Origin of the sequence: Klebsiella electrica, from assembly GCF_006711645.1 — a bacterium.
In the GTDB taxonomy this organism is placed as follows: domain Bacteria; phylum Pseudomonadota; class Gammaproteobacteria; order Enterobacterales; family Enterobacteriaceae; genus Klebsiella; species Klebsiella electrica.
Genome location: NZ_CP041247.1, coordinates 3,671,306 through 3,685,327 on the forward strand (window position 1 = coordinate 3,671,306; position 14,022 = coordinate 3,685,327).

The window sequence follows — 14,022 nt, forward strand, 5'->3', positions numbered from 1 at the left end:
AATGGGGATAGTGTCGCCTGGCAATATTAAGCAGACATTAAGCCAGCCCGAAAACGGCGCGGAATAACAAAAAATCAGCGTCCCGACACACTGACGGGCTCCGTGCGGCGGCGCATCGCGGGCTGCGGATCAGGATGCCGCGATAAACAGCTCGCGCAGCTGATGCAGCTGGTCGCGGATTTGCGCGGCCTCTTCGAACTCCAGATTCTGCGCATGTTGCATCATCTGCCCTTCCAGCTCGTGGATTCTCTGCTGTAGCGCTTTTGGCGTCAGCAGCACCTCCGGTATATCCGCCTCAACCGGCGAACGTGATTTTCCGCGCCCTTTGGCTTTGGTCTTCGCCAGATTGCTGCCGAGCTGCAGAATATCGACCACTTTTTTATTCAGCCCCTGCGGGGTAATGCCGTGCTCTTCGTTATAGCGCTGCTGCTTCTCACGGCGACGCTCGGTCTCGCTGATGGCTTTCGCCATCGAAGCGGTAATTTTATCGCCGTACAGAATCGCTTTACCGTTGATGTTACGCGCGGCGCGGCCAATGGTCTGAATCAGCGAGCGCTCCGAACGCAGGAAGCCCTCTTTATCGGCGTCCAGAATCGCCACCAGCGACACTTCCGGCATATCCAGCCCTTCACGCAGCAGGTTGATACCGACCAGGACATCGAACTCGCCCAGCCGCAGGTCGCGGATTATCTCCATACGCTCGACGGTATCGATATCGGAGTGCAGGTAGCGCACGCGCTCGCCGTGCTCTTCAAGATATTCGGTTAAATCTTCCGCCATCCGTTTAGTCAAAGTGGTGACCAGCACGCGCTCGTTAATGGCCACGCGGAGGCGAATTTCCGACAGCAGGTCATCGACCTGAGTCGCGACCGGACGCACTTCAATCAGCGGGTCAAGCAGCCCGGTCGGACGGACTACCTGATCGACCACCTCATCACCGGATTTATCCAGCTCATAAGGACCCGGCGTCGCCGAGACGTAAATGGTCTGCGGCGCCAGCGCTTCAAACTCTTCGAACTTCAGCGGGCGGTTGTCCAGCGCCGACGGCAGACGGAAGCCGTACTCCACCAGCGTCTCTTTACGCGCCCGGTCGCCGCGGTACATGCCGCCGATTTGCGGAATGGTGACGTGGGATTCGTCAATCACCAGCAAACCGTCTGCCGGCAGGTAGTCAAACAGCGTCGGCGGCGGTTCGCCCGGCCCGCGCCCGGAAAGATAGCGCGAGTAGTTTTCGATACCCGAGCAGTAGCCCAGCTCGTTCATCATTTCGAGGTCAAACTGCGTCCGCTGGGACAGCCGCTGCTCTTCGAGCAGCTTGTTGTTGTCCAGCAGCGTCTTCCGCCTGTCGGCCAGCTCGACTTTAATCTCCTCCATCGCCTGCACGATACGCTCGCGTGGCGTCACGTAGTGCGTTTTCGGGTAGATGGTGTAGCGGGGAATCGTCGATTCAACCTGACCGGTCAGCGGGTCGAACAGCGACAGCCGCTCAACCTCTTCATCAAACAGTTCGATACGCAGCGCAATATCGTCGGATTCCGCCGGAAAGACGTCGATCACTTCGCCGCGCACGCGGAAGGTGCCGCGCTGGAAGGCCTGATCGTTACGGGTATACTGCAACTCCGCCAGGCGGCGCAAAATCGCCCGCTGGTCGATCAGCATGCCGGTGGTCAGGTGCAGCATCATCTTCAGGTAAAGGTCCGGGTCGCCCAGACCATAGATAGCCGATACCGAGGCCACCACCACCACATCGCGCCGCTCAAGCAGCGCTTTGGTCGCCGACAGACGCATCTGCTCGATATGCTCGTTCACCGAGGCGTCTTTCTCGATGAAGGTATCTGAGCTCGGCACATAGGCTTCAGGCTGATAGTAATCGTAGTAGGAGACGAAATACTCCACCGCATTGTCCGGGAAGAACTCTTTCATTTCGCCGTACAGCTGCGCCGCCAGGGTCTTATTCGGCGCCAGCACCATCGTCGGACGCTGAAGATCGGCGATAATGTTAGCAATGGTGAACGTCTTGCCCGACCCGGTCACCCCCAGCAGCGTTTGATGCGCCAGACCATCTTCCAGCCCCTCTTCCAGGCGTCGGATAGCCTCCGGCTGGTCGCCAGAAGGACGGAATGCGGAATGCAGCGTGAACGTTTTACTCATATGTCTGACCCTGAAGAAGGATGAAGCGCCTGGTTAACTGCGGCAGGTGTTTAATTCTACCCTTCACGCTGACTTTTGCCAATAAATAATACTGGATATACAAACAGTATTCGATTACTGTTTGTACCTGAAATCATCCGCACTTGCGTCTTTTTGGGGCAAAAATGGGCCATCCTGCAGAATAATTCGCCGGCCAGTAGGGTTATCCCCAAAAAAATTTGTCATTTAACATTTGTCAAGCAAGGCGATGAATCTTTTATGGCAACAGGTGACACTTTCCTTACAACCATTGCTTTTATTTAACTAATTGATATTTAATAACATTAAACAAAAGACGGGTTTAGCGCCAATTCAGCCGCAGGCCGCGTAATCTCTAGCTTACCGCAAGTTCTCTAACTCTAATGCACAAGGTTATCCACAGGAATAGTGGATAACTGTCTGCAGGCCAAGGCTTCAGCCACCCCGCACAAATCGACCGTCGGTGAAAATCGGGCGCCTAAAAAAAATTATCGAATTATTTTTGATATTTATCAGCTAAGGGCACCTGCCTTTTTGTTGCTTTCTGCACCATTTTTCATAGGCCTCAGCACCGGGAGAGTGCAACCGTCTCGCTGACCCGCCTTCACCCCACCCTGCGACACCTGTCGGTACGGGAAAAAACCGAAACATCTTTTTCCTGGCAAGAGATTTGCAGAATCTTCATATCGCCCGCATTCCCCAAAAAGGAGAAAACGTCTATGTTGAGTCTACGCGCAGTCAATCAGTACTACGGAAATCAGCACACGCTATGGAATGTCGACCTTGAACTTCAGCCGGGAGAGTGCACCTGCGTGATGGGACTGCAGGGGATGGGGAAAACCACGCTGGTAAACTGCATTACCGGGCATCTCCCGGTGGCCAGCGGCAGCATGACCTGGCATGAGGCTGGTTCACCGCCTTGTGATATCACGCCGCTCTCCGCCCATTCACGCTCGATTATTGGCATCGGCTATGTCCCGCAGGACCGGCGGATCTTTTCTCAGCTGAGCGTGGAGGAGAATCTGCATATTGCGCTGGCCGCCGGAGGGAATCCGGACGTCGCCGTAAAAGGGGAAATTTACGATTTTTTTCCGGACCTCTACGGACGACGTCAGCATAAAGGCGCCATGCTGTCAGAGGATGACCAGTACCAGCTGGCGCTGGCGCGAGCGCTGGTTGTCCGGCCGCGACTGCTGATTCTTGATGAGCCTTCGCGCGGCAGCGGACAGCACTTCTTGCATAAGCTGGGCGACCTGCTGGTGCGTCTGAACCGCGACATCGGCTTAACGGTGCTGCTTGCGGAACAGCACCTGCCGTTTATTCGCCGGGTAGCAGACCGTTTTTGCCTGCTGCATCGCGGACGCAACGTGGCGCAAGGCCGCGTTATCCAGCTGGATGAACCGCTGCTGGCGCAGTGGATGACGCCCGATCCAGCGCGCTGAGATCCAGGTACTGGCCGAGATCCTCACGCTGCGAGGCCTCCGCCAGCCACGGGATCTCGCCAAGCAACGGGGTCGCAAGCCGATCGGTGAGGGCCGCCAGATATTCCGCATGGCGTTTACCCGGCGGCTGGATATCGTTTGCAATCCAGCCCACCAGCGGCAGCCCGGCCTGACGTACCGCCTGGGCCGTCAGCAGCGCGTGGTTGATGCAGCCAAGCTTAATACCGACCACCAGAATGACCGGCAGCTGTTCGTCGCGTACCCAGTCAGCAAAACTCAGCGTTGCGGACAGCGGCGTAAACCAGCCCCCCGCCCCTTCGACCAGCACCCATTCCGCCAGCGTCTCCAGTTCTCGCAGCCCGGCAGAAAGCGCATCGCCGCGAATCGGCCGTCCTTCCTCCGCGCTCGCGATATGCGGTGAAGTCGGTTCGGCGAAGGTAAAGGGGTTGACCTGCGCATAGCTCAGCGCCACAGCGCTATTGCGCTGGAGCGCCAGCGCATCATCGTTACGCAGCCCGTGTGCCGTCCGCTCACTCCCGGAAGCCACCGGTTTATAGCCCGCGCTCTTCAGGCCCGCCAGCCTTGCCGCCTGTAACAGGGCGCAGCTGGCGACCGTCTTACCGACCTCAGTGTCGGTTCCGGTGACGAAAAAACGTTTAGTCACGTGCAATGACTCCTGTAAAAAGATGGTACGTCAGCGGGCACTGGCCCTGCTGTTTTGGCCAGGCCAGCTGCAGCTGACGCAGTTTTCCCCGGCTCAACGGCGCCGCGCTGCGCCCCTGATGCAAATGTGTTGCCCCAATCCCTTTGAGCGAACGCATCGCGCTCAGGGCATCGGCAAACGGCAGGCTAACGGCGTGAACCTCGCCGACGGCACGCCGCCCGGCCAGCGCTTCGCGCACCGCCTGTTCGCTGAGAAAACGGTTGGCATGGGGATGCGCATCAATGGCGCGCCAGGCCTGATTCAGTTCGGGCAGCGAGTCGGCCAGCAAGGTGGTGAATGCCACCCGACCGCCGGGGCGCACCACCCGGCACAGCTCATCGAGCGCGCCGGACAGACTCTCGCACCACTGCACCGCCAGATTGCTCCACGCCAGATCGACGCAGCCATCGGCCAGCGGCAGCGACTCAATATCCCCTTCGAGGTAACGCTGTGCGCACTCGTCGCGCTGCGCCTGGGCCAGCATCTCAACCGACAGATCCAGCGCCGTCACATCACTGCCGGCATCGCGCCAGTAGCGGCTCATGCTGCCGGGTCCGCAGCCAGCGTCCAGTACCACTGAAAAGGTGCGGCCCTGGAGCCGGCGCAGCAGCAGTTCGGCGCTGTAACGCTGCAACGCGTCGTGTTGCGAATAGTGGCTGGCCGCCCGACCAAAGGCCGCGGCCACCGCCCGTTTATTCACCGCCGCCATGCAGCACCTCCAGCAGACGGGTAATATCAGTCGGCTCATGGGCCGCGGTCAGCGTCAGGCGCAGCCGCGCGCTGCCTGCCGGCACCGTCGGCGGACGAATGGCCGTTGCCCAGCAGCCCTGCTCGCGCAGGCGTGCCGCCAGCTGCAACGCTCGCGTATTGTCGCCGACGATCAGCGGCTGAATCGCGCTGTGCGAGGCGCTCAGTTCCCCCGGAAAGCCGGCCATACCGTCGCGAAATTGCGCCACGCGGCTGGCCAGTTTTTCCCGCCGCTGCTGGCCGTCATCGCTGCGGATCACCGCCAGCGCGGCGCTCAGCGCAACCGCCTGGGCTGGCGGCATGGCGGTGCTGTAAATCAGATGGCGGGCAAACTGCAGCAGATAATCCGCCAGCGCCTCGTCACACAAAACCGCCGCGCCGCTGACGCCAAAGGCTTTACCAAAGGTCACCACCAGCAGCTCAGGACGCACGTTCTGCGCATGGCAACTGCCGCGCCCCTCTTCACCCACTGTGCCAATGCCGTGCGCATCATCCACCAGCAGCCAGCCGCCGGCGGCCCGGGTGGTTCGGCTGATGGCGCTGAGCGGGGCGCTGTCGCCATCCATGCTGAAGACCCCTTCCGTCACCACCAGTTGCTGACCCGCCAGCGGTTTGGCCAGCAGGGTGTCCAGTTGCTGCACATCATTGTGCGCAAAGCGCCGGAGCTGCGCCGGGCTCAGGTTGGCCGCCTCAAGCAGCGAAGCGTGGCTCAGCCGATCCGCGACGATGCGATCGTCCCTGGCGAGCAGGGCGGCAATCAGCGCCTGGTTAGCGGCAAACCCGGAAATAAACAGCAGCGCGCGCGGATACCCCAGCCAGTCCGCCAGGCTCTCTTCCAGCTCACGATGCGCTTCGCTGTAACCGCTGACGTGGCCGGAGCCGCCGGAGCCCACGCCGTAACGCGCCGCCCCCTGCTGCCAGGCGGCGATAATCTGCGGATGCTGGCTCAGCCCAAGATAATCGTTGCTGGAGAAATTCAGCCAGCGCTGACCTTCGCGGATGAGCCAACGCCCGGCCCCCTGCGCCACCGGCTGGCGGCGGCGAAAGGTATCCGCCTGCCGCCGCTCGCTCAGCGCCTGGTCGATGCGTTGCGACCAGCTCATATCACCGCCGCGTTGTAGTATTCCTCGGTATCGGGGTTATTCAGCGCATGTTCCAGACGCTGCTGCTGCTCGTTATCGCCTTCCAGCACCGCCGTCTGCTGCGGGTTAAGCCCCAGCTTACGGAACAGCTGCAGGTCTTTGTCCTCTTCCGGGTTCGGCGTGGTCAACAGCTTGCAACCGTAGAAAATCGAGTTCGCCCCGGCCATAAAACACATCGCCTGGGTCTGTTCATTCATCTGCTCGCGGCCAGCGGAAAGACGCACGTACGAGGTCGGCATCATGATGCGCGCCACTGCAATGGTGCGGATAAAATCAAAGGCGTCGACATCGTCGTTATCGGCCAGCGGCGTGCCCTTCACCTTAACCAGCATGTTGATTGGTACGCTCTCCGGCGGCGTCGGCAGGTTAGCCAGCTGTAGCAGCAGGCCGGCGCGATCTTTCTCGGTTTCGCCTAAGCCGACGATGCCGCCCGAACACACTTTAATCCCGGCGTCGCGCACTTTGTCGAGGGTGTCCAGACGCTCCTGATAGGTGCGGGTGGTGATGATGTTGCCGTAAAATTCCGGCGAGGTATCGAGGTTGTGGTTGTAGTAGTCCAGCCCGGCTCCCGCGAGGCGCTGCGCCTGACTATCGGTTAAGGTCCCGAGGGTCATGCAAGACTCCAGTCCCAGTTCCTTAACGCCTTTCACCATCTGCTCAAGGTACGGCATATCGCGATCGTTAGGGTTCTTCCACGCCGCCCCCATGCAGAAGCGGGTGGAACCGGCATTTTTTGCCTGGCGCGCGGACTCCAGCACCTGCTCCACTTCCATCAGACGCTCTGACTCGAGGCCGGTTTTGTAGCGCGCGCTCTGCGGGCAATATTTGCAATCTTCCGGGCAGGCGCCGGTTTTAATCGACAGCAGCGTGCTGACCTGCACCTGGCGTGGGTCAAAGTGCTGGCGATGGATCTGCTGGGCCTCGAACAGCAGATCTAACAATGGTTTATTAAACAACTCGGTAACTTGCGACATTGTCCAGCGTGCGTGGTGAGCCATTGGCCTCTCCAAAGGGTTTTGTTAATTGTTGGTTCGGTTTATACTCGTAAACCTAAATGTTTTCAAAATGGTTTACAAGTCACTTATGACAACGGACGATCTCGCCTTCGATCGGCGCCACATCTGGCACCCCTACACTTCCATGACCTCTCCTCTGCCGGTATATCCGGTGGTTGCCGCCCACGGCTGCGAGCTGTCTCTCGCCAGCGGCGAGCAGCTGATCGACGGGATGTCTTCATGGTGGGCGGCAATCCACGGCTACAATCACCCGCGTTTAAATGCGGCGATGAAAGCGCAGATTGAGCAGATGTCGCACGTGATGTTTGGCGGTATTACCCACCCTTCGGCGGTGGCGCTGTGCCGCCAGCTGGTGGCGATGACCCCGGAGTCGCTGGAGTGCGTATTCCTCGCCGACTCGGGTTCGGTGGCGGTGGAAGTGGCGATGAAAATGGCCCTGCAGTACTGGCAGGCCAAAGGCGAACCGCGTCGGCGTTTTCTCACCTTCCGCAACGGCTACCACGGCGATACCTTTGGCGCGATGTCGGTCTGCGATCCGGATAACTCCATGCACAGTCTGTGGCAGGGCTATTTGCCGGATAACCTGTTCGCCCCGGCGCCGCAGAGCCGCTTCGGTGGCGAGTGGGATGAACGGGATCTGGTGCCGTTTGCCCGCCTGATGGCAGCCCATCGCGATGAGATCGCGGCGGTGATTCTTGAGCCGGTCGTACAGGGCGCAGGCGGCATGAGGATGTATCATCCTGAGTGGCTGAAGCGCATTCGCAAGATGTGCGATCGTGAGGGCATTCTGTTGATTGCCGATGAGATTGCCACCGGATTTGGCCGGACCGGCAAGCTGTTTGCCTGCGAACACGCGGGCATCGCCCCGGATATTTTATGTCTCGGCAAAGCGCTGACCGGCGGCACCATGACGCTGTCGGCGACCCTCACCACCCGACCGGTCGCTGAGACCATCAGCAACGGCGAAGCCGGCTGCTTTATGCATGGCCCGACCTTTATGGGCAACCCTCTGGCCTGCGCGGTGGCGGCAGAAAGCCTGCGGCTGCTGGAAAGCGGCGAATGGCAAGGCCAGGTCGCCGCGATTGAAGCGCAGCTTAATGTCGAGCTGGCTCCGGCCCGGGAATCCCCGCGGGTCGCCGATGTCCGCGTGCTCGGCGCCATCGGCGTGGTGGAAACGTGCCGCCCGGTCAATATGGCCGCGCTACAGCGCTTCTTCGTCGAACAGGGGGTATGGATTCGCCCGTTCGGCCGCCTGATTTACCTGATGCCACCGTACGTGATTACCCCGCAGCAGCTGACGCGCCTGACCGAGGCGGTTAACGCGGCGGTGCTCAACGATACATTTTTTCGCGAATAAGCAGCGGAAACTGGCCGTCAACAGGACTACACTTCTTTGTTAATCAGTCGATTATCCCAGAGGAGACGTCATGAAAGTAATCAGTCACGATCTGCAGGATGGCGGGAAATTGCCCCACCGCCATGTTTTTAACGGCATGGGCTACGATGGCGATAATATCTCGCCGCATCTGGCGTGGGATGAGGTGCCTGACGGGACGAAAAGCTTTGTCGTGACCTGTTACGATCCCGATGCGCCCACCGGATCCGGCTGGTGGCACTGGCTGGTCGCCAATCTGCCGGCGGAAACGCGCGAACTGCCGCAGGGCGCCGGCTCCGGTCTGACTCCGCTGCCGGCCAGCGCAATCGAAACCCGCACCGATTTCGGCGTGCCCGGCTACGGCGGCGCGGCGCCGCCAAAAGGGGAAAGCCATCGCTACATCTTTACGGTGCATGCGCTGGATGTCGAGAAGATTGATGTCGATGAAGGGGCAAGCGGCGCGGTGGTCGGTTTTAACGTCCATTTTCATTCGTTGGGCAGCGCATCCATCACCGCCCTGTTTATCTGACCTTCTCTCGCCAGTCCTCCCCGGGTGGCGGCTTGCGCCTGACCCGGGCGACCACACCTCGTAGCCCCGGTAAGCGCAGTGCCACCGGGAAGCATCTCGGGTGGCGGCTTGCGCCTGACCCGGGCGACCACAACTCCCTGTAGCCCCGGTAAGCGCTGCGCAACCGGGGGAATATCCCGGGTCGCAGCTTGCGCCTGACCCGGGCGACCACACCCCGTAGCCCCGGTAAGCGCTACGCTACCGGGGGAATATCCCGGGTGGCGGCTTGCGCCTGACCCGGGCTACCACACCCTGTAGCCCCGGTAAGCGCTGCGCCACCGGGGGAACATCCCGGGTGGCGGCTTGCGCCTGACCCGGGCGACCACACCTCGTAGCCCCGGTAAGCGCAGCGCCACCGGGGAACATCCCGGGTGGCGGCTTGCGTCTGATCCTGGCGACCACACACCTCGTAGCCCCGGTAAGCGCAGCGCAACCGGGGGAGCCTCCCGGGTGGCGGCTTGCACCTGACCCGGGCGACCACACCCTGTAGCCCCGGTAAGCGCAGCGCTACCGGGGGAATATCCCGGGTCGCGGCTTGCGCCTGACCCGGGCCACCACAACACCTGTAGCCCCGGTAAGCGCTGCGCAACCGGGGGAACATCCCGGGTGGCGGCTTGCGCCTGACCCGGGCGACCACACCCTGTAGCCCCGGTAAGCGCAGCGCAACCGGGGGAGCCTCCCGGGTCGCGGCTTATGCCTGACCCGGGCTACCACACCTCGTAGCCCCGGTAAGCGCAGCGCCACCGGGGAACATCCCGGGTGGCGGCTTGCGCCTGACCCGGGCGACCACACACCTCGTAGCCCCGGTAAGCGCTGCGCCACCGGGGGAATATCCCGGGTCGCGTCTTGCACCTGACCCGGGCGACCACACCTCGTAGCCCCGGTAAGCGCTGCGCAACCGGGGAGCATCCAGGGTCGCGGCTTACGCCTGACCCGGGCGACCACACCTCGTAGCCCCGGTAAGCGCAGCGCAACCGGGGGAGCCTCCCGGGTCGCGGCTTATGCCTGACCCGGGCGACCACACCTCGTAGCCCCGGTAAGCGCAGCGCCACCGCCGCCAGCAGCGCCACGCCCATCACCACTACCGTCATCCACGGCACGCCGTTGCTGGCAATGCGCTGGAAACTTTCAGGCACCATCCCCTCTTTTGCCATGCCGTACATCATGCGACCGGTGCCAAAAATATCGCTGTTGATGGCTGAAATACTGGCGCTGATCACGATGATATTGAGGATTGTTGCCGCAGCCGGGATCCCCAGGCCGCTAAAAATGAGCACGAACGGGCTGCCCTGCTCGCCAAAGCTGTTCCACGGAAAAATAGCCATCAGGATCGCCAGCGTGCAGACATAGAACAGCCCGGTGCCGATGGCGGAACCGAGCGCAATAAAGCGAATATGTCGGGCATTCAGCCCACACAGCAGGTGTGGCTTTTGTGGCGATTGTGGTGGTTGTTGTATATACAAGTGTCCTGATAATTTTTGTATGACGACAAATATGCGTGTAGGACGGCCGGGGGGAGCTTATCCCCCCGACGCGGGTACAGAAAACAACGAGGATCAGATGACGGCAGGGAGCAGTCGCGTCAGGTGACGTGCCGCCAGAAGCGCAATAGCGTTATCGATATCCGGGGCGAAGAAGCGATCGTGGGTGTAATGCGAAACCCGCTCGCGCAGCAGATGACGCGCCTCTTCCAGCAGCGGGCTGCTGGCCAGCCCTTCGCGCATATCCAGCCCCTGGACGGCGGCCAGCCACTCCACGGCCAGCACGCCGCGGGTGTTTTCCGCCATCGCCCACAGGCGGCGACCGGCGGCCGGCGCCATCGAGACGTGATCTTCCTGGTTCGCCGACGTCGGTAGGCTATCCACGCTGTGCGGATGCGCCAGCGCTTTGTTCTCGCTGGCTAACGCCGCAGCGGTCACCTGGGCAATCATAAAGCCGGAGTTGACGCCGCCGTTTTTCACGAGGAAAGGCGGCAGTTGCGACATATGGCTGTCCATCATCAGCGCAATACGACGCTCAGACAGCGAACCGATTTCGGCAATCGCCAGCGCAATATTATCCGCCGCCATCGCCACCGGTTCGGCATGGAAGTTACCGCCGGAGATCACTTCGTTCTCACTGGCGAAGACCAGCGGGTTGTCCGACACCGCGTTGGCCTCAATCAGCAGGACTTCGGCGGCCTGGCGAATCTGGGTCAGACAGGCGCCCATGACCTGCGGCTGACAGCGCAGTGAGTATGGGTCCTGCACTTTAGTACAGTTGTGATGCGACTGCGAAATCTCGCTGCCGTCGGCCAGCACATGGCGGTACAGCGCCGCAGCGTCAATTTGCCCACGCTGGCCGCGCGCATCGTGAATACGCGCATCAAACGGACGGCGCGAACCCAGCGCCGCTTCGGTGGTTAACGCGCCGCATACGATAGCGGAAGCGAACAGGTCTTCCGCCTCAAACAGGCCGCGCAGCGCAAACGCCGTCGATGCCTGAGTGCCGTTCAGCAGCGCCAGCCCCTCTTTCGCCGCCAGGGTAATCGGCTGCAGACCCACTTTTTGCAACGCCTGCAGCGCCGGCATCCATTCGCCGTCGACGCGGGCTTTGCCCTCACCCAGTAACGTCAGGGACATGTGCGCCAGCGGCGCCAGGTCGCCGGATGCGCCGACGGAACCTTTCGCCGGGATCCATGGCGTGACGCCTTTATTCACCAGTTGAATCAGCGCCTGAATGACGCTCAGACGAATCCCGGAGAAGCCGCGGGAAAGGCTGTTAATCTTCAGCACCATGATCAGACGCGCCATAGCGTCATCCAGCGGCTCACCGATGCCCGCCGCATGGGACAGCACCAGAGAACGCTGCAGGTTTTCCAGATCGTCCGTGGAGATCCGCGTTGACGCCAGCAGGCCAAAGCCGGTGTTAATGCCGTACGCGGTACGTCCTTCGGCCAGAATGGCGTTGACGCAGGCGACGCTGTCGTTAATAACGGCAAAAGCCTGCTCGTCGAGGGTAATAGTCAGCGGCTGCTGGAACACTTCACGTAGCTGCGCCAGACTCAGCTGACCTGGAATCAGAGTTAAGTTTTTCATTTTCAGCGTTGCCCCTGCGTTGCTGCCACCATAGGAAGATTCAGCCCTTGTTCCGCCGCGCACTCAATCGCGATGTCGTAACCCGCATCGGCGTGACGCATCACCCCGGTCGCCGGGTCGTTATGCAGCACGCGGGCAATACGCGCGGCCGCTTCGTCGGTACCGTCACAGACGATAACCATCCCGGAGTGCTGCGAGAAGCCCATCCCGACGCCACCGCCGTGATGCAGCGACACCCAGGTCGCGCCGCTGGCGGTATTCAGCAAGGCATTCAGCAGCGGCCAGTCGGACACCGCATCGGAGCCGTCGCGCATGGATTCCGTTTCGCGGTTCGGGCTGGCGACCGAGCCGGAGTCAAGGTGGTCGCGACCAATGACGATCGGCGCAGACACTTCACCGCTGCGGACCATTTCATTAAAGGCCAGCCCCAGCTTCTGACGCCACTCCAGCCCTACCCAGCAAATACGCGCCGGCAGTCCCTGGAAGCTAATACGCTCACGCGCCATATCCAGCCAGTGGTGCAGGTGCTGATCATCTTTGATTATCTCTTTGACTTTGGCATCCGTTTTGTAGATATCCTGCGGATCGCCGGAGAGGGCCGCCCAGCGGAACGGGCCGATGCCGCGGCAGAACAGCGGACGAATATAGGCAGGAACAAAGCCCGGGAAGTCGAATGCGTTGGCGACGCCCATCTCCTGCGCCATCTGGCGGATATTGTTGCCGTAGTCGAAGGTCGGTACGCCCATGTCGTGGAAGGCCAGCATCGCCTGAACGTGATCGGCCATGGAGCGTTTCGCCGCCAGAATGGTGCCCTGCGGGTCGGATGCGGCTTTCTGCTGATACGCTTCCCAGCTCCAGCCTTTCGGCAGATAGCCATGCAGCGGGTCGTGAGCGCTGGTCTGGTCGGTGACCATATCCGGGCGCACGCCGCGTTTCACCATCTCCGGCACGATATCGGCGGCGTTACCGCACAGGGCTATAGAGATAGCCCGGCCTTCCGCGGTGTATTTTTTGATACGCGCCAGCGCGTCATCCAGCGATGTCGCCTGCTCGTCGACGTAGCGGGTACGCAGACGGAAATCGATCCGGCTCTGCTGGCATTCGATGTTCAGCGAGCAGGCGCCCGCCAGCGTCGCCGCCAGCGGCTGTGCGCCGCCCATGCCGCCCAGACCGGCGGTTAATACCCAGCGCCCCTTCAGGCTGCCCTGGTAGTGCTGACGTCCGGCTTCGACGAACGTTTCATAGGTGCCCTGCACGATGCCCTGGCTACCGATATAAATCCAGCTGCCCGCGGTCATCTGGCCGTACATCGCCAGCCCCTTCGCATCCAGCTCGTTGAAATGTTCCCAGGTCGCCCAGTGCGGGACCAGGTTGGAGTTGGCAATCAGCACGCGCGGCGAATTTTCATGGGTTTTAAATACGCCAACCGGTTTACCGGACTGCACCAGCAGCGTCTCATCGCTTTCCAGGTTTTTCAGCGCCTTCACGATAGCGTCATAGCATTCCCAGTTGCGCGCCGCGCGGCCAATACCGCCGTAGACCACCAGCTCATGTGGGTTCTCGGCGACCTCGGGATCGAGGTTGTTCATTAACATACGCAGCGGGGCTTCGGTCAACCAGCTCTTAGCATTCAACGTTGTGCCTCGCGGTGCACGGACGTCTTGCTGGCGATATTTGCTTTGCGACATCGGGGTTTCTCCTGACAATTAACGTTGTTTACATAGATACATATACTTGTCTATACAACTATGCGCAAGTCAGGTTTTAACAGAAATGATACAAT

Annotated in this window: 10 protein-coding genes and 1 pseudogene; 3 read left to right on the forward strand and 8 right to left on the reverse strand. The window is 60.9% G+C overall.

The genetic code is table 11. The features are described 5' to 3' along the window. Nucleotides 1-129: 129 nt before the first annotated feature. Nucleotides 130-2,151 carry an excinuclease ABC subunit UvrB gene (gene uvrB / locus Electrica_RS17520; RefSeq protein WP_131047705.1) on the reverse strand — a complete coding sequence of 674 codons (2,022 nt, stop codon included), beginning with the start codon at nt 2,149-2,151 and terminating at the stop codon, nt 130-132. Between the two features lie 737 nt (nt 2,152-2,888). Here uvrB and Electrica_RS17530 point away from each other — a divergent pair. Then, nucleotides 2,889-3,611, forward strand: a complete 723-nt coding sequence (locus tag Electrica_RS17530) for an ABC transporter ATP-binding protein (RefSeq protein WP_100684080.1) — start codon at nt 2,889-2,891, stop codon at nt 3,609-3,611. On the opposite strand, the gene bioD is transcribed toward Electrica_RS17530, so the two are convergent. From bioD to bioB, 4 genes are read right to left on the reverse strand one after another with little or no spacing between them, the layout of a single operon-like run. Then, complete coding sequence (gene bioD, locus Electrica_RS17535) at nt 3,553-4,275, reverse strand: dethiobiotin synthase (protein WP_131047704.1); 723 nt, start codon at nt 4,273-4,275, stop codon at nt 3,553-3,555. The genes Electrica_RS17530 and bioD overlap by 59 nt on opposite strands. After that, nucleotides 4,268-5,023: a malonyl-ACP O-methyltransferase BioC gene (bioC, locus tag Electrica_RS17540; RefSeq protein WP_141965061.1), complete on the reverse strand. Its 756-nt coding sequence runs from the start codon at nt 5,021-5,023 to the stop codon at nt 4,268-4,270. The genes bioD and bioC overlap by 8 nt, the downstream gene beginning before the upstream one ends. Continuing rightward, entirely contained in the window at nt 5,007-6,164 is a 1,158-nt protein-coding gene (gene bioF, locus Electrica_RS17545) for an 8-amino-7-oxononanoate synthase (protein WP_141965062.1), read from the reverse strand. The genes bioC and bioF overlap by 17 nt, the downstream gene beginning before the upstream one ends. Continuing rightward, a complete protein-coding gene (bioB, locus tag Electrica_RS17550) occupies nt 6,161-7,201 on the reverse strand; it encodes a biotin synthase BioB (protein ID WP_100684084.1) in 1,041 nt (346 codons plus the stop codon). Before bioB ends, bioF begins: the two co-directional genes overlap by 4 nt. 85 nt (nt 7,202-7,286) lie before the next feature. On the opposite strand from bioB, the gene bioA reads away from it, so the two are divergent. Both bioA and Electrica_RS17560 read left to right on the forward strand, forming a co-directional pair. After that, nucleotides 7,287-8,576, forward strand: coding sequence for an adenosylmethionine--8-amino-7-oxononanoate transaminase (gene bioA, locus Electrica_RS17555; protein ID WP_141965063.1), 1,290 nt, complete (start codon nt 7,287-7,289; stop codon nt 8,574-8,576). Nucleotides 8,577-8,646: 70 nt separating this feature from the next. Beyond that, nucleotides 8,647-9,123, forward strand: coding sequence for a kinase inhibitor (locus Electrica_RS17560; protein WP_131047700.1), 477 nt, complete (start codon nt 8,647-8,649; stop codon nt 9,121-9,123). 1,082 nt (nt 9,124-10,205) lie between these two features. Here Electrica_RS17560 and Electrica_RS17565 read toward each other — a convergent pair. The 3 genes and pseudogenes from Electrica_RS17565 to hutU all read right to left on the reverse strand — a co-directional run. Continuing rightward, nucleotides 10,206-10,517: pseudogene (locus Electrica_RS17565) on the reverse strand (amino acid permease); the annotation flags it as partial. Between the two features lie 201 nt (nt 10,518-10,718). Then, nucleotides 10,719-12,239: a histidine ammonia-lyase gene (gene hutH, locus Electrica_RS17570; protein WP_141965064.1), complete on the reverse strand. Its 1,521-nt coding sequence runs from the start codon at nt 12,237-12,239 to the stop codon at nt 10,719-10,721. Nucleotides 12,240-12,241: 2 nt separating this feature from the next. Continuing rightward, nucleotides 12,242-13,927, reverse strand: a complete 1,686-nt coding sequence (gene hutU / locus Electrica_RS17575) for a urocanate hydratase (protein ID WP_100686246.1) — start codon at nt 13,925-13,927, stop codon at nt 12,242-12,244. Between the last annotated feature and the right edge of the window lie 95 nt (nt 13,928-14,022).

Bases quoted from the DNA above. Each gene is read 5' to 3' on its own strand.
- bioF (WP_141965062.1), bottom strand. From the start codon at position 6,164: ATGAGCTGGTCGCAACGCATCGACCAGGCGCTGAGCGAGCGGCGGCAG.
- hutU (WP_100686246.1), bottom strand. From the start codon at position 13,927: ATGTCGCAAAGCAAATATCGCCAGCAAGACGTCCGTGCACCGCGAGGC.
- uvrB (WP_131047705.1), bottom strand. From the start codon at position 2,151: ATGAGTAAAACGTTCACGCTGCATTCCGCATTCCGTCCTTCTGGCGAC.
- bioB (WP_100684084.1), bottom strand. From the start codon at position 7,201: ATGGCTCACCACGCACGCTGGACAATGTCGCAAGTTACCGAGTTGTTT.
- Electrica_RS17560 (WP_131047700.1), top strand. From the start codon at position 8,647: ATGAAAGTAATCAGTCACGATCTGCAGGATGGCGGGAAATTGCCCCAC.
- bioC (WP_141965061.1), bottom strand. From the start codon at position 5,023: ATGGCGGCGGTGAATAAACGGGCGGTGGCCGCGGCCTTTGGTCGGGCG.
- hutH (WP_141965064.1), bottom strand. From the start codon at position 12,239: ATGAAAAACTTAACTCTGATTCCAGGTCAGCTGAGTCTGGCGCAGCTA.
- Electrica_RS17530 (WP_100684080.1), top strand. From the start codon at position 2,889: ATGTTGAGTCTACGCGCAGTCAATCAGTACTACGGAAATCAGCACACG.
- bioA (WP_141965063.1), top strand. From the start codon at position 7,287: ATGACAACGGACGATCTCGCCTTCGATCGGCGCCACATCTGGCACCCC.